Source organism: Acidovorax sp. BL-A-41-H1 (assembly GCF_051942715.1).
The window spans coordinates 1,348,761-1,371,229 of sequence record NZ_JBPVJQ010000003.1 but is presented as its reverse complement, the minus strand read 5'-3'; the positions used below and the strand labels follow the sequence as shown (position 1 = coordinate 1,371,229).

The 22,469-nt window shown below is 65.2% G+C and carries 18 protein-coding genes; 9 read left to right on the top strand and 9 right to left on the bottom strand.

What is annotated here, in order from left to right; translation table 11 throughout:
* Positions 1 to 46: 46 nt before the first annotated feature.
* From ACTPOI_RS07115 to ACTPOI_RS07080, 8 genes are all read right to left on the bottom strand, one after another.
* The gene (locus ACTPOI_RS07115; RefSeq protein WP_440107774.1) at positions 47 to 976 is read right to left on the bottom strand and encodes a DMT family transporter; all 930 of its coding nucleotides are present in this window, start codon (positions 974 to 976) and stop codon (positions 47 to 49) included.
* Between the two features lie 289 nt (positions 977 to 1,265).
* On the bottom strand, positions 1,266 to 2,567 hold the full coding sequence (locus ACTPOI_RS07110) for a DUF3422 family protein (protein ID WP_440107772.1): 1,302 nt from the start codon (positions 2,565 to 2,567) through the stop codon (positions 1,266 to 1,268).
* A 127-nt stretch (positions 2,568 to 2,694) separates the two neighbouring features.
* Entirely contained in the window at positions 2,695 to 4,206 is a 1,512-nt protein-coding gene (locus tag ACTPOI_RS07105) for a tripartite tricarboxylate transporter permease (RefSeq protein ID WP_440107770.1), read from the bottom strand.
* A 15-nt stretch (positions 4,207 to 4,221) separates the two neighbouring features.
* The gene (locus ACTPOI_RS07100; RefSeq protein ID WP_440107768.1) at positions 4,222 to 4,710 is read right to left on the bottom strand and encodes a tripartite tricarboxylate transporter TctB family protein; all 489 of its coding nucleotides are present in this window, start codon (positions 4,708 to 4,710) and stop codon (positions 4,222 to 4,224) included.
* 150 nt (positions 4,711 to 4,860) lie between these two features.
* Positions 4,861 to 6,654, bottom strand: a complete 1,794-nt coding sequence (locus ACTPOI_RS07095; protein ID WP_440107766.1) for a GspE/PulE family protein — start codon at positions 6,652 to 6,654, stop codon at positions 4,861 to 4,863.
* Positions 6,655 to 6,692: 38 nt separating this feature from the next.
* Positions 6,693 to 7,460 carry a spermidine synthase gene (locus tag ACTPOI_RS07090; RefSeq protein ID WP_440107764.1) on the bottom strand — a complete coding sequence of 256 codons (768 nt, stop codon included), beginning with the start codon at positions 7,458 to 7,460 and terminating at the stop codon, positions 6,693 to 6,695.
* A 58-nt stretch (positions 7,461 to 7,518) separates the two neighbouring features.
* Entirely contained in the window at positions 7,519 to 8,088 is a 570-nt protein-coding gene (locus tag ACTPOI_RS07085) for a DNA-deoxyinosine glycosylase (protein ID WP_440107762.1), read from the bottom strand.
* A gap of 61 nt (positions 8,089 to 8,149) precedes the next feature.
* Complete coding sequence (locus ACTPOI_RS07080) at positions 8,150 to 9,016, bottom strand: TatD family hydrolase (RefSeq protein ID WP_440107760.1); 867 nt, start codon at positions 9,014 to 9,016, stop codon at positions 8,150 to 8,152.
* 376 nt (positions 9,017 to 9,392) lie between these two features.
* On the opposite strand from ACTPOI_RS07080, the gene ACTPOI_RS07075 reads away from it, so the two are divergent.
* The 6 genes from ACTPOI_RS07075 (at position 9,393) to ACTPOI_RS07050 (ending at position 18,494) form a co-directional block, all read left to right on the top strand.
* On the top strand, positions 9,393 to 10,352 hold the full coding sequence (locus ACTPOI_RS07075; protein ID WP_440107758.1) for a S1C family serine protease: 960 nt from the start codon (positions 9,393 to 9,395) through the stop codon (positions 10,350 to 10,352).
* A 31-nt stretch (positions 10,353 to 10,383) separates the two neighbouring features.
* Positions 10,384 to 11,409, top strand: coding sequence for an AAA family ATPase (locus ACTPOI_RS07070; protein WP_440107756.1), 1,026 nt, complete (start codon positions 10,384 to 10,386; stop codon positions 11,407 to 11,409).
* 97 nt (positions 11,410 to 11,506) lie between these two features.
* Positions 11,507 to 12,541, top strand: a complete 1,035-nt coding sequence (locus ACTPOI_RS07065; protein WP_440108283.1) for a DUF58 domain-containing protein — start codon at positions 11,507 to 11,509, stop codon at positions 12,539 to 12,541.
* Positions 12,542 to 12,619: 78 nt separating this feature from the next.
* Complete coding sequence (locus ACTPOI_RS07060; RefSeq protein WP_440107754.1) at positions 12,620 to 13,666, top strand: VWA domain-containing protein; 1,047 nt, start codon at positions 12,620 to 12,622, stop codon at positions 13,664 to 13,666.
* Positions 13,667 to 14,245: 579 nt separating this feature from the next.
* Complete coding sequence (locus tag ACTPOI_RS07055) at positions 14,246 to 15,733, top strand: nucleobase:cation symporter-2 family protein (RefSeq protein ID WP_440107752.1); 1,488 nt, start codon at positions 14,246 to 14,248, stop codon at positions 15,731 to 15,733.
* Between the two features lie 448 nt (positions 15,734 to 16,181).
* Entirely contained in the window at positions 16,182 to 18,494 is a 2,313-nt protein-coding gene (locus ACTPOI_RS07050; protein WP_440107750.1) for an NADP-dependent malic enzyme, read from the top strand.
* Positions 18,495 to 18,554: 60 nt separating this feature from the next.
* On the opposite strand, the gene ACTPOI_RS07045 is transcribed toward ACTPOI_RS07050, so the two are convergent.
* Positions 18,555 to 19,373 carry an HDOD domain-containing protein gene (locus tag ACTPOI_RS07045; protein ID WP_440107748.1) on the bottom strand — a complete coding sequence of 273 codons (819 nt, stop codon included), beginning with the start codon at positions 19,371 to 19,373 and terminating at the stop codon, positions 18,555 to 18,557.
* Between the two features lie 335 nt (positions 19,374 to 19,708).
* Between ACTPOI_RS07045 and ACTPOI_RS07040 the strand changes: the two genes are divergently transcribed.
* The 3 genes from ACTPOI_RS07040 (at position 19,709) to ACTPOI_RS07030 (ending at position 22,444) form a co-directional block, all read left to right on the top strand.
* Entirely contained in the window at positions 19,709 to 20,740 is a 1,032-nt protein-coding gene (locus ACTPOI_RS07040; protein ID WP_440107746.1) for an ABC transporter substrate-binding protein, read from the top strand.
* Between the two features lie 96 nt (positions 20,741 to 20,836).
* Positions 20,837 to 21,661 carry an ABC transporter ATP-binding protein gene (locus tag ACTPOI_RS07035; protein WP_291519940.1) on the top strand — a complete coding sequence of 275 codons (825 nt, stop codon included), beginning with the start codon at positions 20,837 to 20,839 and terminating at the stop codon, positions 21,659 to 21,661.
* 15 nt (positions 21,662 to 21,676) lie between these two features.
* Positions 21,677 to 22,444, top strand: coding sequence for an ABC transporter permease (locus tag ACTPOI_RS07030; protein ID WP_440107744.1), 768 nt, complete (start codon positions 21,677 to 21,679; stop codon positions 22,442 to 22,444).
* Positions 22,445 to 22,469 lie beyond the last annotated feature (25 nt).

Here is a 22,469-nt window from a genome sequence, read left to right as displayed (position 1 = left end):
CGGCACTGCCGCGAGCATGGTTCCATTGGGCAGCACCCCGGCTTGCTCAGCCAGCCGGGCGCCGCGCCATGCGGGTGAATACAAAAATGCCGGTGATGACCAGCGCAGTGCCTGCCGCAACCCACACGGTAAAGGGCTCGCCCAGGATCCAGATGCCCATGAGGATGGTGGACAACGGCCCCACCATGCCGGTCTGCGCTGCCATGCCCGCACCAATGCGCTCGATGGCCATCATCACCATCAGCACCGGCGCGGCCGTGCACAGCGTGGCGTTCAGCACCGACAGCCACAGGACCTCGGGCGCAACCACCGCTGCACTCAGGGGCCGCAGCACCACGAACTGCAGCAGGCACAGCAGGCAGGCGACGGTGGTGGCCAGCCCCACCAGCCGCAGCGAGCCCAGCCGCTGCACCATCTCGCCGCTGTAGACGAGGTAGATCGCGTAGCTGACCGCACTCAGGAACACCAGCAGCGTGCCCAGCGCGGCGTTCGTACCCTGCAGGTTAGCCTCGTGCCCGAACACCAGCAGTACGCCGCAGTAGCTCACCAGCATTCCCACCGCCTGCCCCCAGCGGATGCCGCGCCCGTACAGGGCCCAGCCCAGCAGCACGACCAGCGTCGGGTTGAGGTACAGGATCAGCCGCTCCAGGCTGGCGCTGATGTAGGCCAGCCCGGCAAAGTCCAGAAAGCTGGCCAGGTAGTAGCCCGTGAGCCCCAGCCCGAGCACCCCCAGCCAGTCCTTGCGCGACAGTGGTGGCTTGCCCCGGCTGGCCCACCAGGCCATGACGGCAAAGATGGGCAGCGCAAACAGCATGCGGTACATGATGAGCGTGACCGCATCCACGCCATAGCGGTAGGCCAGCTTGACGATGATGGCCTTGCCGCTGAAGGCGATCGAGCCGAACAGCGCCAGCAACAACCCGGTTGCTACACTTTTTCTAGCTATCTGGGCAGTATTTAATTGGGCTTGGGGCAATTTTGATGTTCCTGGGAGCCGTACACAGCCTGCGGATGGCTGATCCGCACAACAGCGACCGCACACCGGTCGCTGCGTCTGCCACCAGCCGGACACCAGACCCGGCTCACGGGCAGACACACCCGGAGCAGATTTCAGGGCGGAAGCAGCACACGCATGACCAAGCCCCTAGTGTGTCACCCCAGCCATCCGCCCGCCGTAGAGGCTGTGCTGGGGAGGCACCGCCATCCGCGAAGGCCAGGTAACAAGGCGGCTCATGAAACGGCAGGCCCCTCGGCGCGGCATGGCATCACTCCGGATGCTTGCGGAACACCCGATGGTGCAGCCGACGCAACGACCACCACACGCCCCCCGCCACCAGAGGGATAGCGACGGCCGCCGTTGTCTCCGGCGAAAAGGGCCACCCCAGTGGCTTGGCACCCTTGGCCAGATAGCTGACCAGGCCGACGATGTAGTACGTGATGGCTGCTACCGACAGCCCTTCCACCGTGGACTGCATCTTCAGCTGCAGGTCCTGCCGGTGGTTCATGGTGGTCAGCAGGGCCTGGCTGCTTTGCTGCTGCTCGATCTCCACCCGCGTGCGCAACAGGTTGCTCATGCGAGAAACGCGCTGCGACAGCGCATCCTGCCGCCGCGTTGCCCACTCGCAGGTGCTGCGCGCCGGCGTCAGGCGGCGGTCCATGAACTCGCGGATCGTCTGCATGCCTGCAAGGCGTGACTCGGCGATGTCCTCGATGCGCTTGTCGAGCAACTCGAAGTAGGCGCTGCTGGCCGAAAAACGTGAATGCGTGGCCGCGTACTGGCTTTCCACCTGCCCGGCCAGCCGCGTGAGGCGGTCGAGCAAGGCGGGTTCGGCATCGCGGTTGGCCGTGCGGATGGCGTTGGCCAGCTCGGCCAGTTCGCGCTCGGCAAAGGCCAGCACGCTGGCCGCCTCGCGGGCCGCGGGCAGGCCCAGCAGGGCCGCCATGCGGTAGGTTTCAATTTCCAGTAGCCGTTGCACCAGCCGGCCCAGACGGCGGGGTGCCATGCCCCCCGCGAGCAGCACCATGCGCGAAAAGCCATCGGGGTGGATGGCAAAGTCGGTGTAGACCTCGCCATGGCCATCGGCCACAGTGGATGCCACCAGAGTGTCCTCGTGCAGCACATGTTTCACCAGGGAACCCGAACCAAACGACTGGGTGGGCAGCACCCACAGGTTCAGGCTGCACAGGCACTGCCCCGGCAGTCCCGAAAGCCAGTCGTGCGGCACGGCCTCGCTCGCGCTGACCGGCTCACGCTCACCAAAGGCCTCCACCGTGGCGGGCACCATGAAGGTCCACGATACAAACTCGGTATGCATTTCCCAGCGCAAGCGATACGCCCCGAGGTCCATCCGCAGATGGGTGGTCTGGGCATCCGGCAGTGCCAGGTGGTGGTTACGCAGCAGATCGGCCACATGGGCGCGACTGGCCTCACGCCCGGCAGCATCGGCCAGCATCACGATGTGGGCGATGGCCAGGGGGGCCGTCATCGCCTCGGGCGGACGTGCGTGGATTTCGTTGTGCAGCAGAGCCCGGTGGGGATGCTGCGCGGGATGGAATGGAGTGGACATGCGGACCTCTGCCCGCGATTGTCCACTGGCAGGTACTGCACGCGGCCGAACGTGCTGCCCAAAAAACAACGGCACCCGAAGGTGCCGTTGCTGCAATGCCTGCCAGAGGGACCTGACCTGGTGTCCGTCAGTCCTCGACGAATGCCTCTTCGCGCTTGTTCTTCACCGATGGCAGCAGCACGATGATGAGCAGCAGCGCGGCGGCGGCCAGCAGGCCGGCCGACAGCGGACGCGTGACAAACACGCTCCAGTCGCCACGCGACAGCAGCAGGGCACGGCGCAGGTTTTCTTCCATCATCGGGCCCAGGATGAAGCCCAGCAGCAGCGGCGCAGGTTCGGTGCCCAGCTTGTAGAAGATGTAGCCGATCATGCCGAAGGCACCCACCATCCAGATGTCGAAGGTGTTGTTGTTGGTGGAGTACACCCCTACCGCACAGAACAGCACGATGGACGGATACAGCCAGCGGTAAGGCACGGTCAGCAGCTTGATCCAGATGCCGATGAGTGGCAGGTTCAGCACGATGAGCATGGCATTGCCGATCCACATCGAAGCGATCAGGCCCCAGAACAGTTCGGGGTTGCTGGTCATCACCTGGGGACCAGGCTGGATGTTGTGGATGGTCATCGCACCCACCATCAGCGCCATCACGGCGTTGGGCGGGATGCCCAGCGTGAGCAGCGGGATGAACGAAGTCTGCGCGCCGGCATTGTTGGCCGCCTCAGGGGCAGCCACACCGCGGATGTTGCCCTGGCCGAAAGGCACTTCGCCGGGCTGGAGCTTGGTCTTCTTCTCGACCGTGTAGGCTGCAAAAGCGGCCAGCAGTGCGCCGCCACCGGGCAGGATACCCAGGGCAGAGCCCAGAGCCGTACCGCGCAGTACCGCAGGAATCATGCGCTTGAAGTCGTCCTTGGTGGGGAACAGGCCCTCGACCTTGGCAGTGAACACTTCGCGCTCATCGTCGGGACGCGACAGGTTGGCAATGATTTCACCGTAGCCGAACACACCCATGGCAATGGTCACAAAGCCGATGCCGTCGGTCAGTTCAGGAATGTCAAAGCTGAAGCGGGCCACGCCCGAATTCACGTCGGTACCCACCAGGCCCATCAGCAGGCCCAGAACGATCATCGCCACCGCCTTGAGCAGCGAGCCCGACGCCAGCACGACGGCACCAATCAGGCCCAGCACCATGAGAGAAAAGTACTCGGCAGGGCCGAACTTGAAAGCGACTTCGGTCAGCGGTGGCGCAAACGCCGCCAGGATCAGCGTACCCACGCAACCCGCAAAGAACGAGCCCAGGCCGGCAGCGGCCAGTGCCGGGCCGGCGCGGCCCTTGCGCGCCATCTGGTAGCCGTCGATCACGGTCACCACCGACGATGACTCGCCCGGCAGGTTCACCAAAATGGCGGTGGTCGAGCCACCGTACTGCGCACCGTAATAGATACCGGCCAGCATGATCAGCGCAGCCACGGGTGGCAGCGCGTAGGTGGCAGGCAGCAGCATCGCAATGGTGGCCACTGGGCCAATGCCCGGCAGGACGCCAATCAGCGTGCCCAGCAGGCAGCCGACAAAGCAATAGATCAGGTTCTGGAACGTGAAAGCGACGCCAAAACCCAGAGCAAGGTTGTCAAATAATTCCATGGTGGTTACTCCTGCTCAACCCGTGATGAAACTGGGCCACACGGGGAACTGCAGCTTGAGCGCCCACACGAATGCCACGTAACTGCCGATGGCCAGCACGGTGGCCAGCACGAACACGCCCTTGGCGTTGAACTCGTTGCCGGCCAGGCTGGCGATGAACGTCAGCGCGTAGATGCCGACGATGAGACCCATGGCCGGGATACCCAGGCTGGGCAGGCCGCCAAGCAGGATGCCGAACGCGAAGTTGGCAGCCAGGATGAAGAACAGCGGCTTCCATGCCCACTTGCCGATCTTGTCGCCATCCTGCGTTTCCACGGTGAGCGCCTTGAAGGTGATCACGCTGCCAATGATGGCAAGCAGGATACCCAGCAGCAGCGGGAAATAACCCGGGCCCATGCGTGCACCGGTGCCTACGTTGTATGTGGTCGCGCCCCATGCAAACGCCACCCCGACACCCATGAACATGAGGCCGGAAAAGAAGTCTCTTTGACTTTTGATTTTCACGAACTGTCTCCTTCGACGGAAATCTCGACAGCGCGATTGTGGGGGCGCAGACACTTGTCGCAGATGTGGATTCCACCTACATGTGGCTACGTGTTACGAGGCTATGAAAGGTGGCGCAATGTCGCAAAAGTGACACGCACCACCCGCGCACTATTCCATGGGCGGTGTGGCCGCCACCACCTCTTCCAGCGTGGTCAGACCCTCGGCCACGCGCAGGGCGCCGGCCAGTCGCAGCGGACGCATGCCATCCTGCACGGCCTGTCTGCGCAGCATGTCGATGGACGGGGCCTGGGTGATCTTGTCCTTAAGCGCCTCGCTCACCGTCAGCAGCTCGTACAGGCCCATGCGCCCCCTGAAACCGCTCATGCGGCAATCCACGCAGCCCGCGGGCTTGTAGGGCTGGTAGGCGCCGTTGATCTTCCAGGGCTTGACGACTTCCGCCAGCGTTTCGCGCGCAGTCGCTTCGTCCTTTTGCTTGCACTGCTTGCAAAGCGTGCGTACCAGCCGCTGCGCGAGCACACCCAGCAGCGTGGCATTGAGCAGGTACGAGGGCACACCCAGTTCCATCATGCGGGTAATGGCAGACGGCGCATCGTTGGTGTGCAGCGTAGAGAAAACCAGGTGACCGGTCAGCGCAGCCTGGATCGCCATCTCCGCCGTTTCCAGGTCGCGGATCTCACCCACCATGATGATGTCCGGGTCCTGGCGCATGAGCGCCCGCAGGCCCTCGGCAAAGTTGAAATCGAGCTGCGGCTGCACCTGTGTCTGGTTGAAGCTGGGCTCGATCATCTCGATCGGGTCCTCGACCGTGCTGACGTTGACCTCCTCGGTGGCTACGCGCTTCAGGGTCGAATAGAGCGTGGTCGTTTTTCCCGACCCGGTCGGCCCGGTCACCAGAATGATGCCGTGCGGCCGCTTGACCAGCGCCTCCCAGCGCTGCGCGTCGTGCTGCGAAAAGCCCAGGGCATCGAGATCCTTCACCGCATTGTCGGGGTCAAAGATGCGCATCACCATCTTCTCGCCAAACGCCGTGGGCAGCGTGGACAGGCGCATTTCCACCTCGTCGCCGCGCTGGTTGCGGGTCTTGATGCGGCCGTCCTGCGGGCGCCGCTTTTCTACCACATCGATGCGGCCCAGCAGCTTGATGCGCGAGACCATGGCGTTGTGCACACCCATGGGCATCTGGTAGACCGGGTGCAGCACGCCATCGATTCGGAAACGGATCACGCCCTGCTCGCGGCGCGGCTCCAGGTGGATGTCGCTGGCGCGCTGGTCGAACGCGTACTGCCAGAGCCAATCCACGACCTTGACCACGCCCTGGTCATTGGCATCGAGCTGCTTGTTGGTCTTGCCCAGCTCCACCAGCTGCTCAAAGCTGCTGCCCCCCGCGTTGCCCCCTGCCTTCTGCGCGGCCCGCACCGACTTGGCCAGGGCAAAGAACTCGGCCGTGAAACGGTGGATGTCCTGCGGATTGGCCACGACGCGGCGGACCGTACGGCGCGACTGCCGCTCGACCTCGGCCACCCAGTCATCAATGAACGGCTCCGCCGTGGCCACCACGACTTCCTTGGAAGTCACCTGCACGGGCAGCACCTTGTGCCGCTCGGCATAGGTCGCGCTCATGGTGTCAGCCACACGGCCCACATCGACCTTCAGGGGGTCGATGCGCAAGTACTGCAGGCCGGCGCGGCGCGCCAGGTATACGGCCAGCGCCTCGATGTCCAGGGGCTTGCCGTCACTGGCCCGTGCCATGGCCACGTTGGCCAGGCGCACCAGCGCGTGCTGCGAGCTTTCGGCCTGCGAGCACCGCGCGACCGTGCGCTGCGCCTCCTCGCGCGAAATCACCTGGTCGTCACTGAGCCACTGGACCATGAGCCGCCAGTCCACCGGGCCGATGTGCACAAGGGCTGCGTTTCGCTCAGGCTTTGCCGTGGGGGTTGTCATCTGTCGGGTCTTTCAAGGGCTGGGCGCTGGCGGGGCTATCACGCGGCGACAGGTTTGAACACGCGCAGCCACTTGCGCGCAGGCAAACCCCAGCGGTCTTCGATGGTCTCGGCCCGCTGCACGAGTTCATCGCGCTTCGGGCGGGCGGGAGTGCGCTGGGCCAGCACTACCGTGTTGCCCTCGCGGGTGGGCTTGAAAGCCCAGAGCGCATCGCTGCCAAATGCTTGCGCCATGCTTTGGAGGCTGCGCTCGTAGCTCGAAGCACGGCCAAACAGGTTCACGGTCATGCAGCCGGTGTCGGTCAGCAGCGCACGGCAGTCGGCATAAAAATCAGTGCTGTCGAGCACGGGCGCGGCCGCTTCGTGGTCATACAGGTCTACCGCCAGGGCATCCACCGTGCCCAGCCACATCGGGTTGCGGATCTCCTGGGCGGCATCGGCCAGCACCACGCGCAGCTTGGCTCCGTCTTGCGGCAGCTTGAACCACTGGCGGCACACTGCCACCACTTGCGGGTTCAGCTCGATGGCCGTGGTGCACACGCGCAGCTTCTTGTAGCAAAACTTGGTGATCGCGGCCGATCCCAGGCCCAGCTGCATGGCGTGGCCTTTTGACACCTTGGCCGGGTCGGCAAACAGCAGCCAGGCCATCATGCGCTGCACGTATTCCAGCTCGATCTCGAAAGGCTCCGCCACCAGCATCGATCCCTGAATCCAGGGCGTGCCAAGGTGCAGATAGCGCACTTCTCCATCATCCGACACGCTGACTTCGGGCAGCTCCTGCGCGGCGGTTGTTTTCTTTCGGGTCATTCAGGGCCTGTTCACAAGGTTTCTCTCGGAAATGTCTGGCATTCAACTGGACGAAGCGTCATACCAGTCCGTAGCGCGCAAGGCATTCCTTCCAGGCGTCGAATTTACGCGCAAAGCTGACTGCCGCATTGGCCGGGCTGGTGGATGGCAGCCTGACGGACCCGATCTGGCCCGCTGCCGGACCGCGGGCGCTGGTGGCCAGGCTCTCGCGCACGGCGGCATGATGCCGCCAGCTCTCGCCGCCGTTATGGGCGACTGCGGCAAGGGCCGGACAGGTCTCCCACAGCCCGCCAAAGTCATTGATCTGCGCGTCACGGATAGCCGAGTCGAGACTGCCTTCGCGCAGACAACTTTCATATACATCCCACACGCCGAGGCGGCGCGCCAGCAGCCATTCACAGCGCGCGGCGTACGCACCCGGCTCCTGGGGCAACGGGTATTGCGGCCAGACCGCCGAGAGGATGCGCCAGAACTGGTTCTGGGGATGGCCGTAGTACTGCTGCAGCCTGAGCGATGCAGCCCCCGGGAAACTTCCGAGGACCAGTACCACCGTCTGCGTCGACACCACGGGCGGCAGCCCGGTCAGCCGCGGCGGCACGCTGTCCTGCCCCTCATGGCGCCGAACCATCACGCACCTTGCCGGTCACGGACACCCCAGGTACGGGCGGCACCCCCGGCCGTATGCCGCTTCATGCGCCCACCGCCATCGCAGACAGCGGGTGCGCCGCCGGTCCCACCAACGCCGCAAGCCTGGGCAGCGCTGTCAGGGAATTGCGCCAGGTCTGCAATGCCCAGTCATGGTCCGCCACGCCGCGCAACGCTGCCACCTGCGCGCTGATGCGTGGCAGTTCTCCGGGGGCGTTGCGCCCCTGCGGCTGCCCAGCGGCGCGCTGCGCCGCGGTGACGTACAGCCAGTGCGGCTGAATATCCGGGGCGTCAGTTTCCATCACCAGCGAATCAGCAGGCAACCGGGCTGCCAGCCGCCGCAACTGCAGGGCGCGCTCGTGCGTGACGGCGCCGCCAAAACCGAGCTTGAAGCCCAGCCCGATGAAGGCCTCGGCCTGCTGCACGCTTCCATTGAAGGCATGCGCGATGCCGCCCCGCACCGGCAGCTCCCGCAGCCCTTTGAGCAGCCGGTCGGCCGACCGGCGCACGTGCACGATAACGGGCAGGTCGAACTGCCGGGCCAGCCGCAGCTGCGCACGGTAGAACATTTCCTGTCGTTCCATGTCGAGGCCCGGCACAAACCCGTCGAGCCCGATCTCGCCCACAGCGACCAGGCGTGGATCGCCTGCGTGCTGCTGCAATGCCTGCGCCAGCAGATCGATGTCGCCCTCAGCCGCACGGCCTGTAAACAGCGGGTGGATTCCCAGGGCGTAGCTGTCCCGGTGGCGGTGGGCCAGTTGCCGCACGGCCTCCCAGTTCGCCCGCTCGACAGCGGGCAGCACGCAGTGCATAACGCCCCGCGCGGCAGCATCGCGTCGCACGTCGTCCCGGTCAGCGTCGAACTCGGAGGCGTCGAGATGGCAATGCGTATCGATCCACAAGCAGGTCATTCGGGAATGATGCCTGATGAAAGCCTGCACCGTGCATGCGCCAGCGATCCGTGCTACCGTAAAAACCTCGCGCCCTTACCGCGGCGTGGTCTAGGGCCTGTTCGCACCATGTTTGCCAGATGCGTTGCAATCAAAAAGAGCCAGGCGCTGGGCGCCAAACGAAGCTGGAGTGCGGCCCCAGCGATGCTTGGCAACGACGCGGATGGCTCTTTTGGGTTGCAACCCCGGGGGAAAGGCCATGCAAACCGCGCCACTCGTCGTTGCGTTCCTAGCCAAGGCCCCGGCTTTGGCGTCGTCACGCGCCTAGACTGGCGCGGTTTTCATGGCCTTCGCACTGGAGAACATGGTGCGAACACGCCCTCGCGAAGGTGACAGGATGCCCAGGCCCGCCCTCTATAGCCGTTCCCGCCACAGCCCCGGCCGCCAACAGCCGGGGCCGGCTGAAGACGCAGCCCCGTCGGCCGATGCGGGCGCCGGTGTCGGCCCCGAGGATGCGGGCAGACAGCGCTCCCCATCAACTACGGCCGCGACTGCTGGCTCGGTTGTCATCTCGCAACGCCAGATGCGCATGCTCTGGGCGGCCTTTCTGCTGCTGGCCGTCCTGCTGGTAGCCAGTGCATGGCAGCGCCAGCAGGCCCCCGCCCGCAAGATCACCCAGGAAGACATCGACGCCGCCGTATTGCGCACCTTGCAGACCACGGTACCGCCGTCGGCCGCGGCGCGCGCCGTGGAGACCATCGCACCCTCAGTGGTACGCGTGGTGGGTTACAACCGCAGCAAGAACGGCAAGGATGAGGTCGAACGCGGCGTGGGCACCGGCGTGGTCATTGTGGACAAGGGCATCATCCTGACCAACCTGCACGTGGTCTCGGGTGCGGACCGGATCACCATCACGTTCCATGATGGCCTGGAGACAACCGCCAGCGTCACCGGCGCGCAACCCGAGAACGACCTGGCCGTGCTGCAGGCCCACAAGGTGCCCGATGACCTGCAGGCAGCCGCCCTGCGCTCGACGCAGGACCTGCGGCCTGGCGATCATGTGGTGGCGGTGGGGTTTCCCTTCGGCATCGGGCCCTCGGTATCGGCGGGGGTTGTATCAGGCCTGCAACGCGAATTCACGTCGCCCGAAGGCAAGCGGCAGATCAGCAACCTCATCCAGTTCGATGCCGCGGCCAACCCCGGCAATTCGGGCGGGCCGCTGGTCACACTCGACGGCGAGGTGGTAGGCATCGTCACGGCCATCCTCAACCCTACGCCTGCGCGCACCTTCATCGGCATCGGCTTTGCCGTCCCCATCGAGAACGCAGCCTCGGCCGTGGGCATGTCCCCGTTCTGATCAGTGACCGACCCCTTTCAGGAAGCACACCATGGAACCCACCACGTCCGGCAGCCTCTCCGGTACCCGCAACGCCACCACCGCCACCCTGATGGAGCAGGTGCTCTACGAGGTCAAGCGCGTCGTGGTGGGGCAAGACCGCTTTCTGGAACGCGTGATGGTGGCCATGCTGGCGCAGGGCCACCTGCTGGTCGAAGGGGTGCCAGGCCTGGCCAAGACGCTGACGGTGAAAACGCTGGCCAGCACCATCCAGGGCAGCTTCAAGCGCATCCAGTTCACCCCTGACCTGGTGCCGGCCGACCTGGTGGGCACGCGCATGTACAACCAGAAGACCGGCGAATTCAGCACCACGCTGGGCCCGGTCTTTACCCACCTGCTGCTGGCCGACGAGATCAACCGTGCCCCCGCCAAGGTGCAAAGCGCCCTGCTGGAGGTGATGCAGGAGCGCCAGGTGACGATTGCCGGCGAGACGCACAAGGTGCCGGAGCCGTTCCTGGTGATGGCCACGCAAAACCCCATCGAGACCGAAGGCACCTATGCCTTGCCCGAGGCACAGGTCGATCGCTTCATGATGAAGGTACTGCTGGGCTACCCCACCGAAGAGGAAGAGTTCGTGATTGCACAGCGGGCCCTCGACCTGCCCGTGCAGGTGCTGCCAGTGGCCACCACGGCCCAGCTGGCGGCCCTGCAGGCCGAATGCCGCACGGTGTATGTCGACCCCTCGATGCTGCAGTACGCCGTCAAGCTGGTGGCCGCCACGCGGGACCCTGCCCGACACGGTCTCAAGGAGCTGGCCGGGCACATCAGCTGCGGCGCCAGCCCGCGCGCCACCATTGCACTGGCCGAAGGCGCACAGGCACTGGCCATGCTGCGCGGGCGCAACTACGTGCTGCCCGAGGACATGACCGACCTGGCCGCCGACGTGCTGCGCCACCGGGTCGCGCTGTCGTACGAGGCCCTGTCGGAAGGCCTGGATGCCGACGCGCTCATCACCCGCATCATGGCCAAGGTTCCGCCGCCTGCGCGCCCGCTGCAACACGAGCGCCAGGCCGCCTGAAGCAGGCGCCTTGTAGCTACCCCTGCATCACTGCTGCGCCAACATGACTACCGCCCTGCCACACCCTCACCCACCCGCTGCAGCCGATGCCGGCCGGATGGCGCAGGGCAAGGCGCCACGGCCGCTGCCCACTCTGCCCGGCCAGGCTGACCGACTGCTGCGCGAGCTGGAGTGGAAGGTGATCCGACGCCTGGATGGCCTGCTGCAGGGCGACTACCGCACGCTGATGCGCGGTAGCGGTCTGGACCTGGCCGACCTGCGCGAATACCAGCCGCACGACGATGTGCGCCACATCGACTGGAACGTGACCGCACGGCTGAACACCCCCCATGTGCGCGTCTTCACCGAAGACCGCGAGATGTCGGCCTGGTTCCTGCTGGATGTGAGCCCGTCAGTGAACTTCGGGCCCCAGGGCAATGCCAAGCGCGACATCCTCACCGGCTTCGTCGCGGTGCTGGCCCGCCTGCTCACGCGCCATGGCAACCGCGTGGGCGCCATGCTGTACGGCGCAGGCCCGGCATCCACCGCGCGGGGAGTCGACACCGTACTGCCCGCCCGCAGCAGCCGCGCCCATGTGCTGCACCTGGTGCATCACCTGCTGGCGCCACCCATCAGCCCCGTCGGCAACGGCGCTGGCAAAGCCAAGAGCGGTGTCGGGCGTAGCAGCAGTAGCAGCAGCCCGCCTGGCAGCGCCACCGATTTGCAATGGCTGCTCCGGTCGGCCATGGCCAACCTGCGGCGCCGCAGCACCGTGTTTGTGGTGTCGGACTTCATCAGCGCGCCCGGCTGGGAGAAACCGCTGGCCCAGCTGGCCCAGCGCCACGACGTGGTGGCCGTGCGCCTGCTCGACCCGCTGGAGCTGGCCTTGCCCGATGTCGGCATGATCACCCTGCGCGACGCCGAGACCGGCGAGCAGCTGCAGGTGGACACGCACGACGCCGCCTTTCGCCGCCGCTTTGCCCAGCTGGCGGCAGACCGCGAGGCCACGCTCCTGCAGTCGCTGGCCGCGGCCGGTGCCGACACGCTGGAGCTGTGTACCGACGATGACCTGGTGGATGCGCTGCTGCGCTTCATGGACCTGCGCCGCCGGCGCGTGCGAGCCCCGCGCGTTGCACCCGGCCGGGCTGCCTGACACCTGCGTTCCACCACCCAGGCTCCATCAGAACACCCTTTCACCACACCACGCACCGCGCCCCAGGACGCTACGAACATGGTTTTCATCTGGCCCACCCTGCTCTGGCTGCTGCTGCTGGCGCCCCTGCTGGTGCTGCTGTACTGGTGGTTGCTGCACCGTCGCAAGAAAACGGCGCTCACCTATTCCAGCCTGTCGCTGGTACGCGAGGCCATGGGCCCGGGCCAGCGCCTGCGCCGCCACATCCCGCCACTGCTCTTCCTGCTGGCCCTGGTGGCGCTGCTGCTGGCAGCCGCCCGCCCCATGGCCGTGATCACCCTGCCCGCCCAGAACCAGACCATCATGCTGGCCATGGACGTCTCGGGCAGCATGCGCGCAACCGACGTGGAGCCCGACCGCATCACCGCCGCCCAGAACGCTGCCAAGGCCTTCATCGCCGAGCTGCCGCGGCACGTTCGTGTGGGCATCGTCGCCTTCGCCGGTAGCGCCCAGCTGGCCCAGCTGCCCACGCAAAGCCATGAGGACCTCATCAAGGCCATCGACAGCTTCCAGCTCCAGCGCGGCACAGCCACGGGCAACGGCATCATGCTGTCGCTGGCCACCATCTTCCCCGACGCGGGCATCGACATTTCGGCCCTGGGCGGCCGCCAGGCCATGCGGCCCAGGCCCATCGACGAGATCGCCAAGCAGCAGGACCAGGCCAAGGCCTTCGTGCCCGTGGCGCCTGGCTCCTACACCTCCGCCGCGGTCATCATGCTGACCGACGGACAGCGCACCACCGGCGTGGACCCGCTCGAAGCCGCCAAGTGGGCCGCCGACCGCGGCGTGCGGGTGTACACCGTGGGCGTAGGCACGGTGCAGGGCGAGACGATTGGCTTCGAGGGTTGGTCGATGCGCGTGCGGCTGGACGAGGAAACCCTCAAGACCGTGGCCAACCTGACCAATGCGGAGTACTTCCACGCCGCTACGGCGGCCGACCTGAGGAAGGTCTATGAAACGCTGAGTTCCCGCCTGACGGTGGAAAAGAAGGAAACAGAAATCTCTGCACTGCTGGCCCTGCTGGGTGCGGCGCTTGCACTGGCGGCCGGTGGGCTGTCGGTATGGTGGTTTGGACGGATTTTGTAGCGATTTCGGGCGAAAGCCCAGGTTCTTCAATCCTGGATAGCTATACATTCAATAGCATTTGAACATTCAGGCGACCTCGTAACGCCAGGTAGCAGGACCGAAGGCGCCTACCCCGCGGCCCGGCGCATGCCAACGATGCGGTCGACGTGAGACGGTCTGGCTCCCGCACAGGGCGCATCTGATGGCGACATGCGCTAGTGCCTGTTCGTGGTGGTCGGCCAGACCAAGGTGCGCCCTGACAGCTGCGTGGTTCGGACAGTGGTGACAGCCGCGGCATGAGCCGCCCGTAACAGGAGCAGCCGGGCGCTGCCCCGACAGCCCACCACCCGTCCATCGCAGACCTCCAACTTTTTTGCGAAGAAGCTTCGCGCGAGTCACGGCGACCGCCCATGGCACCCGCGAATGCAGTGCACCCGCGCACGCCGGGTCCCCCACGCTCCCCGGCCACCAAGGGTTTACCGCTAGACATCAATCGATCTAATTTGTATACACTTTTTGTATGGATGGCAGTACACATCGCGGTACGCAACCCAGACCCAGCCACCTCGACAACGCGTCTTCGCGGACAGGAGCCCCCCAATGCAAACCCCCGTTCACCCCGTCGATGAACATCTGCCCGTGGGGCGCCTGTCGGCGCTGGGCCTGCAGCATGTGCTGGTGATGTATGCCGGTGCAGTGGCCGTGCCACTCATCGTCGGCCGCGCACTCAACCTCACGCCCGACCAGGTGGCCATGCTGATCTCGGCAGACCTGTTTTGCTGCGGCCTGGTCACGCTGATCCAGGCGCTGGGCGCCACGCAGTGGTTCGGCATCCGCCTGCCGGTGATGATGGGCGTGACCTTTGCCGCTGTGGCCCCCATGGTGTCGATGGCGCAGGCCACCGGCGGCACGGCTGGCGCGGGGCTGATCTTTGGTGCGGTGATTGGTGCGGGGGTGATCTCCATCCTGATTGCCCCCATCGTCAGCCGGCTGCTGCGCTTCTTTCCGCCCGTGGTCACGGGCACGATCATCACCGTCATCGGCATCAGCCTGATGCGGGTGGGCATCAACTGGATCTTTGGCAACCCCGTGGGCCCCACCGCTCCCAATGTGGTGAACCCCGAGCACCTCAAGTGGCTGGCCGAGGCACAGTCGGCAGCTGGCGCGCCCGGCAGTGCCATTCCGCCGGTGCCCAAGGGCCTGGCGATCGTGCCCACCGTGCCCAACCCGCGCTATGCCGACCTGAGCGGTATCGGCATCTCGGCGCTGGTGCTGGTTTCCATCCTGCTGATCGCGCGCTTCGCCAAGGGCTTCATTGCCAACATCTCGGTGCTGCTGGGCATCGTCATCGGGGCGGTGGTGGCCACGGCCATGGGCCTGATGAACTTTGACAAGGTCGCCAAGGCCAGCTGGTTTGACCTGGTGCTGCCTTTCGAGATCGCTACGCCCGTGTTCGACCCGATCCTGATCCTGACCATGACCCTGGTGATGATCGTGGTGATGATCGAATCCACCGGCATGTTCCTCGCGCTGGGCGACATGACCGACCGCAAGGTGGACCAGGCGGCCCTCACGCGGGGCCTGCGCACCGACGGCCTCGGCACGCTGCTGGGCGGCATCTTCAACACCTTTCCGTACACAAGCTTCTCGCAAAACGTAGGTCTGGTGGCCGTCACGGGCGTCAAGAGCCGCTTTGTGTGCGTGGCCGGCGGGGTGATCCTGATCGTGCTGGGTGTACTGCCCAAGATGGCAGCACTGGTCGAATCGCTGCCCACCATGGTGCTCGGTGGCGCGGGGCTTGTGATGTTCGGCATGGTGGCCGCCACCGGCATCCGCATCCTGGGCGGGGTGGACTTCAAGAACAACCGTTTCAACGCGATGATCGTGGCGGTATCGATCGGCGTGGGCATGATCCCGCTGATTGCCCCGAGCTTCCGCCAGTGGATGCCGCACGCCATCCACCCGCTGATCGAATCCGGTATCCTTCTGGCCTCGATCGCGGCCGTGGCCCTGAACGTTTTCTTCAATGGCGCCAGCCGCGACACCTCCGCCGCTGTGAATGCCGCACGACAGGCCGACGCCCACTAGCGTCCTGCCTGGCCGCTGCCAGAAAACCCGCCACCGCCCGTGTGGCACGACCCCCTGTCCGCCACGGCTGTCAGGGGGTTTTGGCCTTAGAGCCTGTTCAAAGTCTTTTTGGAGATCGCATTGGAGTGCAATCGGGATGAGTGGATGCCTCGGATGCGCCGCATGGGCTCATGCCCATGCAAGCAGCCGGGGCGTTCAATCACCCGATTTCACTCCAACCCTTCGGGCAAGTGCCTTGCCGGGCGGTCTGCGGCGTTGCGGCGCTTGCCAATAGCCAAGCTATTGGCTGCCCTCCGCGCCTTGCATCCCATCCCGGCAAGGCACTTGTGCGACTCCAAAAAGACTTTGAACAGGCTCTTATGCTGCATACGCATAAACCTGCATGTGCGCCGCCCACGCCTTCGAGTACGCTTGTTTTTGCCTTCCGCAGTATTTCCAGGATTTCCGCATGACCCAGAACATTTCCGCCGCCGAACAGGCCCTGCGCGACGCTGCGCGCGAATACCACCGCAACCCCAACCGGGGCAAGATTTCGGTCACGCCTACCAAGCCTTTGTCCAACCAGCGCGACCTGTCGCTGGCGTACTCGCCGGGCGTGGCCTATCCGTGCCTCGATATCGCGGCCGACCCGTCCAAGGCATTCGACTACACCTCGCGCGGTAACCTGGTGGCGGTGATCACCAACGGCACGGCCGTGCTGGGCCTGGGCGATATCGGCCCGCTGGCCAGCAAGCCGGTGATGGAGGGCAAGGGCTGCCTGTTCAAGAAATTTGCCGGTGTCGATGTGTTCGACATCGAACTGGCCGAGCGCGACCCCGACAAGCTCATCGAGATCATCGCGGCCCTCGAGCCCACGCTGGGCGGCATCAACCTCGAAGACATCAAGGCGCCCGAGTGCTTCTACATCGAGCGCGAACTCAGCAAGCGCATGAACATTCCGGTGTTCCATGATGACCAGCACGGCACGGCCATCATCAGCAGCGCGGCGCTGCTCAATGGCCTGGAGCTGGTGGACAAGCAGATCGACCAAGTCAAGATTGCCGTCTCGGGTGCGGGCGCTGCCGCCATTGCCTGCCTGAACGTGATGGTCGGCCTGGGGGTGAATATCGAGAACGTATTTGTGTGCGACTCCAAGGGCGTGATCTACGAAGGCCGCCCTGGTGGCTACGACGAATCAAAAGCCGCCTACGCGCGAAAGACCGAGGCACGCACACTGGCCGATGCGGTCAACGGCGCCGACGTGTTCCTGGGCTGCTCGGCGCCCGGCGTGCTCACGGCCGAGATGGTCAAGACCATGGCGCCGAAGCCCATCATCCTGGCGCTGGCCAACCCCGAGCCCGAGATCCGCCCCGAACTCGCCAAGGCCGTCCGCCCGGACTGCATCATTGCCACCGGCCGTTCGGACTACCCGAACCAGGTCAACAATGTGCTGTGCTTCCCGTACATCTTCCGCGGCGCGCTCGACTGCGGTGCCACCAAGATCACCGAGGCCATGAAGCTGGCCTGCGTGCGCCAGATTGCCGACCTGGCCAAGGCCGACATCAGCGAGGAAGTGGCCAGCGCCTATGCGGGCAAGGAACTCACCTTCGGCCCCGACTACCTGATCCCCACGCCGTTCGACTCGCGCCTGATCTTGAAGATTGCACCAGCCGTGGCCCAGGCCGCGTTTGAGTCGGGCGTGGCCACGCGCCCCATCACCGACATGGAGGCCTACAAGGAGACGCTGTCCCGCTTCGTGTACCAGACCGGCATGCTGATGCGCCCGGTGATCACAGCTGCCAAGGCACTGCCCGAGGCGCAAAAGCGCGTGGCCTATGCCGACGGTGAAGACGAACGCGCTTTGCGCGCTGCGCAGATGGCCATCGACGACAAGATCGCCGTGCCCATTCTGATCGGCCGCCCCGCCGTGATCGCCGCCCGCATCGAAAAGGCCGGCCTGCGCATGCGCCTGGGCAAGGACGTGGAGGTGTGCAATCCTGAAGACGACCCGCGCTTTCGCCAGTACTGGGAGCACTACCACCAGCTGATGAAGCGCGATGGCGCGACGCTGGAAGTGGCCAAGGCCGCAGTGCGCCGCTCTAACACCATCATTGCCTCGCTGATGGTCAAGCTCGGTGATGCCGACGCCATGATCTGCGGGCTGGTGGGTACGTATGAGACGCACCTGGAGCGCATCCACAGCATCATCGGCCGCCAGGCCGGTGCCAGCGACTACGCTGCGCTGAATGCACTGATGACCAACCAGGGCACGCTGTTCATTGCGGACACGTATGTGAACGAAAACCCCACGGCCCAGCAACTGGCCGACATTGCATGGATGTCGGTGCAAGAGGTGCAGCGCTTCGGCCTGCCGCCCAAGGTGGCGTTCCTGTCGCACTCGAGCTACGGTTCATCGAAGAAGCCATCGGCCCGCAAGATGCGCGAGGCGCGCGACCTGTTCGTGGCGGCCCACCCCGAGATCGAGTGCGACGGCGAACTGCACGGCGACGCCGCGCTGGAGCCCGGCATCCGCAAGAACTACCTGGCCGAAGCCGACACCACGCTGAGCGATGCAGCCAACCTGCTGATCTGCCCCAATCTGGATGCCGCCAACATCCTCTACAACGTGCTCAAGACCACCACCAGCGGCGGCGTGACGGTGGGCCCGATCCTGATGGGGGCTGCCGCTACGGCGTACATCCTGACGCCGGCTGCCACCGTGCGCCGGGTGTTCAACATGACGGCCCTGGCCGTGGCCAGCGCTGCCGCACGACCACGCTGACACGCAGCCCCGGGAGGGGCTGCTGGCAGGGCATTGCGCCCTGCCGGGTTCAGGTGGCGGTCACCTCACGGATACGTCCACAAAGGCCTCCACGGGCGGCAGGTGCTCTGCCAGCCAGCCTGAGTCGAGCTGCAAGGCCTGCTTGAGCTCGGCGGGCAGGCTGGCAATGGTGTCTGCCGCAGACATGGGTTCTTCGAGCCCGATCTCGGCCAGCAGCATGGCCACATGCACGATGCCGCCCTGCCGGCAAAACGGCGTGTGCGCCAGCGGGTCTTCCGCGGTTTCGAGCGCCAGCACCAGGCTATCGGGGAAACGCCAGCGCCGTGCCAGTTCGGCCGTGACCTGCGCTTCCGAAAACCCCAGCAGCGTGCGCTCGCGCTCCCATCGGCCGCCCGCATGGTGGGGCAGGTGTTCGATGGCCTCGATCTGCTCGGGTACCTTCTGCGCAATGATCAGCTCGCCCAGCCGCACCAGAAAGCCCGCCATCCACGACTGCTGGGCATCGGCCCCCAACGTGCGCGCCAGCCATTGCGCATAGCCGGCAATGGCCATGCTTTCCTTCCAGAACGCCTCGGCATCCACCCCTGGCGCGTCCTTGAAAACCCCCGACATGCATGCTGCCAGCGCCAGGGTGCGCACCTGGTTGAGCCCCACCATGGTGATGGCGTCATCCAGCGATGCCACCTGGCGTGGCAGACCGAAGCGGGCGCTGTTGGCCAGGCGGATCAGCTTGGCTGTGAGGGCCGGGTCCTTGGCGATCGCACTGCGCACCTTCTCGAACGGGATGTCATCGTCGCGCATGGTCGCGATCAGTTCGCGCGCCACGTCGGGCATGGTGGGCAATTGCACGTTCTCGAAAAACTCTGACACCTTGGGCATGGCGTGGTCCCCTTGTTGGTTGTGTAGTGGGCTGTCGCCATATCGTTGTACCACCGGGCAAGGCGGCTGCCCTGCGCGTTTGTCCGGATACAGCTGACCTGCACCGTAAGGGGGCTCGCCCGCCACCCGCACCATTTCGGGAAACCCTGCATGGCACGGCGCACCATTGCGGTGAACAATGTGCACGCACAGCATGCACGGCGCCACAAAGCGGGCATCGATTTTGCTGACACCTCTCTATACGTTACCGGCGGCGCTCCGCTTGCCGGTCCACCAGCGCCAACCGTCGTTCTTTTCCCTCTGTTTCCCATCCGATGCCTGACAGGAGCCCCACCATGCAAAAAAGAACCTTCCTCCAGACCGCCGCCGTGCTCGCCCTTGCCAGCGCCACGCACCTGGCCCAGGCACAACAGCCCACGCCCATCAAGTTTCAGCTGGACTGGCGCTTTGAAGGCCCCGCTGCGCTGTTCCTGCAGCCGGTAGCCAAGGGCTACTTCAAGGCCGCGGGCCTGGATGTCACCGTGGACGCGGGCAACGGCTCGGGCGGTGCGGTACAGCGCGTAGCCTCGGGAACGTACGACATGGGCTTTGCAGACCTGGCTGCAGTGATGGAGTTCCACGCCAACAACCCCGACGCGCAAAACAAGCCCGTGGCCGTGATGATGGTCTACAACAACACGCCAGCGTCGGTGATGGCCCTCAAGAAGAGCGGCATCGCCAAGCCTGCAGACCTGGCTGGCAAGAAGCTGGGCGCACCCGTATTCGACGCCGGCCGCCGCGCCTTCCCCATCTTCCAGAAGGCCAACGGCATTGGCAACGTGACCTGGACCGCCATGGACCCACCGCTGCGCGAGACCATGCTGGTGCGTGGCGATGTGGATGCCATCACCGGCTTTACCTTCACCTCGCTGCTGAACCTGGAAGCCCGCGGCGCCAAGGCCGCCGACGTGGTCGTGCTGCCCTATGCCGACTTCGGCGTGAAGCTGTACGGCAACGTGATCATTGCCAGCCCCAAGCTGATCAAGGAGAACCCGGCCGCCATCAAGGCGTTCCTCTCGGCCTTTGCCAAGGGCGCCAAGGAAGTCATTGCCAATCCGGGTGCAGCCATCGAACACGTGAAGGCGCGTGACGGCATCGTCAACGTGCCGCTCGAAACCCGCCGCCTGCAGCTGGCCATCGACACCGTCATCAACAGCCCCGACGCCCGCGCCGAAGGCTTTGGCCGCGTGGTGCCCGGGCGCCTGTCGCTGATGGCATCGCAGGTGTCCGACGCGTTCAACACCAAGACACGCGTGAACCCCGACGATGTGTGGAACCCCGGCTTCCTGCCCAGCGCGGCCGAGCTGAACGTTCTTCCCAAGAAGTAAGCCGGCGTCTTTGCCACAAGCCTATTTGCTACAAAACAAATAGCTTCCAGCGCTTATAAATCAAGCGCTGGAAGCTGTTTTTACATCAATACCGTCATGCAGGCTGCCGATTCCTATTTCGTGGATTTCAGCGACGTCTGGCTCGCCTACAACGAAGAGCTGCGCGCCCAGAACCACTTTGCCGTCGAGGCCATCGACCTGAAGGTGCGCCGCGGCGAGTTCATCGCCATCGTCGGGCCCTCGGGCTGCGGCAAGTCCACCTTCATGAAGCTGGCCACGGGGCTGAAGATGCCGTCGATGGGCAAGATCCTCATCGACGGGCAGCCCGTGACCGGGCCGCTCAAGATCTCGGGCATGGCCTTTCAGGCGCCCTCGCTGCTGCCCTGGCGCACCACGGTCGACAACGTGCTGCTGCCGCTCGAAATCGTGGAGCCCTACCGCAGCAACTTCAAGCAAAAGCGCAAGGAATACGAGGAGCGCGCCCGCAAGCTGCTGCAGAAGGTGGGCCTGGGCGGGTATGAAGACAAGTTCCCGTGGCAGCTTTCGGGCGGCATGCAGCAGCGCGCCAGCATCTGCCGCGCGCTCATTCACGAGCCCAAGATGCTGCTGCTGGACGAACCCTTCGGCGCGCTCGATGCCTTCACGCGCGAAGAGCTGTGGTGCATATTGCGCGACCTGTGGACGGAGCAGCAGTTCAACGTGATCCTGGTCACTCACGACCTGCGCGAATCCGTGTTTCTGGCCGACACCGTGTACGTGATGAGCAAGAGCCCCGGCCGCTTCGTGGTGAAGAAAGAGATCGAACTGCCGCGCCCGCGCGACCTGGAGATCACCTACACCAAGGAGTTCACCGACGTCGTGCACGAGCTGCGCGGGCACATCGGCGCCCTGCGCAAAGCCGGCGCTCCCATCCAGCAATAAGGTCAAAAACTCACCATGCACAAGAAAACCGTAGAGCGCTGGTCGCCCTGGATATTGCTGACCGCCACCATCGTGCTGTGGCAGATCATCTGCTCGGCCTTCAACGTGTCGGAGTTCATCTTCCCCAGCCCCTGGGCCATCGGCACGCAGCTGGTGGAATTCAGCGGCGTGATTGCCGGGCACGCCTGGCGTACCTTCTGGGTCACCATGGCTGGTTTTGGCATCGCCATCGTGGTGGGGGTGCTGCTGGGTTTCATCATCGGGTCATCACGGCTGGCCTACGCTGCCGTGTATCCGCTCATGACAGCCTTCAACGCCTTGCCCAAGGCGGCTTTCGTACCCATCCTGGTGGTGTGGTTCGGCATCGGCGTGGGCCCAGCCATCCTCACCGCGTTCCTGATCAGCTTCTTCCCGATCATGGTGAACATCGCCACAGGCCTGGCCACGCTGGAGCCTGAGCTGGAAGACGTGCTGCGCGTGCTGGGCGCCAAGCGCTGGGACGTGCTCACCAAGGTGGGCCTGCCCCGCTCCATGCCGTACTTCTACGGCTCGCTCAAGGTGGCCATCACGCTGGCCTTTGTGGGCACCACCGTGAGCGAGATGACGGCCGCCAACGAAGGCATTGGCTACCTGCTGATCAGCGCGGGATCGTCCATGCAGATGGGGCTGGCATTCGCTGGTCTCATGGTGGTCGGCGCCATGGCGATGGCGATGTATGAACTGTTCAGCGCCATCGAAAAGCACACCACCGCGTGGGCCCATCGGGGATCTCAGGGCGAGTGATTGCAGCGCGGGTGCCTCCGGAGCG

What these genes read in the sequence shown, in the direction of transcription:
- ACTPOI_RS07110 (WP_440107772.1), bottom strand. Translation starts at nt 2,567, where the DNA reads ATGTCCACTCCATTCCATCCCGCGCAGCATCCCCACCGGGCTCTGCTG.
- ACTPOI_RS07105 (WP_440107770.1), bottom strand. Translation starts at nt 4,206, where the DNA reads ATGGAATTATTTGACAACCTTGCTCTGGGTTTTGGCGTCGCTTTCACG.
- ACTPOI_RS07095 (WP_440107766.1), bottom strand. Translation starts at nt 6,654, where the DNA reads ATGACAACCCCCACGGCAAAGCCTGAGCGAAACGCAGCCCTTGTGCAC.
- ACTPOI_RS07090 (WP_440107764.1), bottom strand. Translation starts at nt 7,460, where the DNA reads ATGACCCGAAAGAAAACAACCGCCGCGCAGGAGCTGCCCGAAGTCAGC.
- ACTPOI_RS07085 (WP_440107762.1), bottom strand. Translation starts at nt 8,088, where the DNA reads ATGGTTCGGCGCCATGAGGGGCAGGACAGCGTGCCGCCGCGGCTGACC.
- ACTPOI_RS07080 (WP_440107760.1), bottom strand. Translation starts at nt 9,016, where the DNA reads ATGACCTGCTTGTGGATCGATACGCATTGCCATCTCGACGCCTCCGAG.
- ACTPOI_RS07075 (WP_440107758.1), top strand. Translation starts at nt 9,393, where the DNA reads ATGCCCAGGCCCGCCCTCTATAGCCGTTCCCGCCACAGCCCCGGCCGC.
- ACTPOI_RS07070 (WP_440107756.1), top strand. Translation starts at nt 10,384, where the DNA reads ATGGAACCCACCACGTCCGGCAGCCTCTCCGGTACCCGCAACGCCACC.
- ACTPOI_RS07065 (WP_440108283.1), top strand. Translation starts at nt 11,507, where the DNA reads ATGGCGCAGGGCAAGGCGCCACGGCCGCTGCCCACTCTGCCCGGCCAG.
- ACTPOI_RS07060 (WP_440107754.1), top strand. Translation starts at nt 12,620, where the DNA reads ATGGTTTTCATCTGGCCCACCCTGCTCTGGCTGCTGCTGCTGGCGCCC.
- ACTPOI_RS07055 (WP_440107752.1), top strand. Translation starts at nt 14,246, where the DNA reads ATGCAAACCCCCGTTCACCCCGTCGATGAACATCTGCCCGTGGGGCGC.
- ACTPOI_RS07050 (WP_440107750.1), top strand. Translation starts at nt 16,182, where the DNA reads ATGACCCAGAACATTTCCGCCGCCGAACAGGCCCTGCGCGACGCTGCG.
- ACTPOI_RS07045 (WP_440107748.1), bottom strand. Translation starts at nt 19,373, where the DNA reads ATGCCCAAGGTGTCAGAGTTTTTCGAGAACGTGCAATTGCCCACCATG.
- ACTPOI_RS07040 (WP_440107746.1), top strand. Translation starts at nt 19,709, where the DNA reads ATGCAAAAAAGAACCTTCCTCCAGACCGCCGCCGTGCTCGCCCTTGCC.
- ACTPOI_RS07035 (WP_291519940.1), top strand. Translation starts at nt 20,837, where the DNA reads ATGCAGGCTGCCGATTCCTATTTCGTGGATTTCAGCGACGTCTGGCTC.
- ACTPOI_RS07030 (WP_440107744.1), top strand. Translation starts at nt 21,677, where the DNA reads ATGCACAAGAAAACCGTAGAGCGCTGGTCGCCCTGGATATTGCTGACC.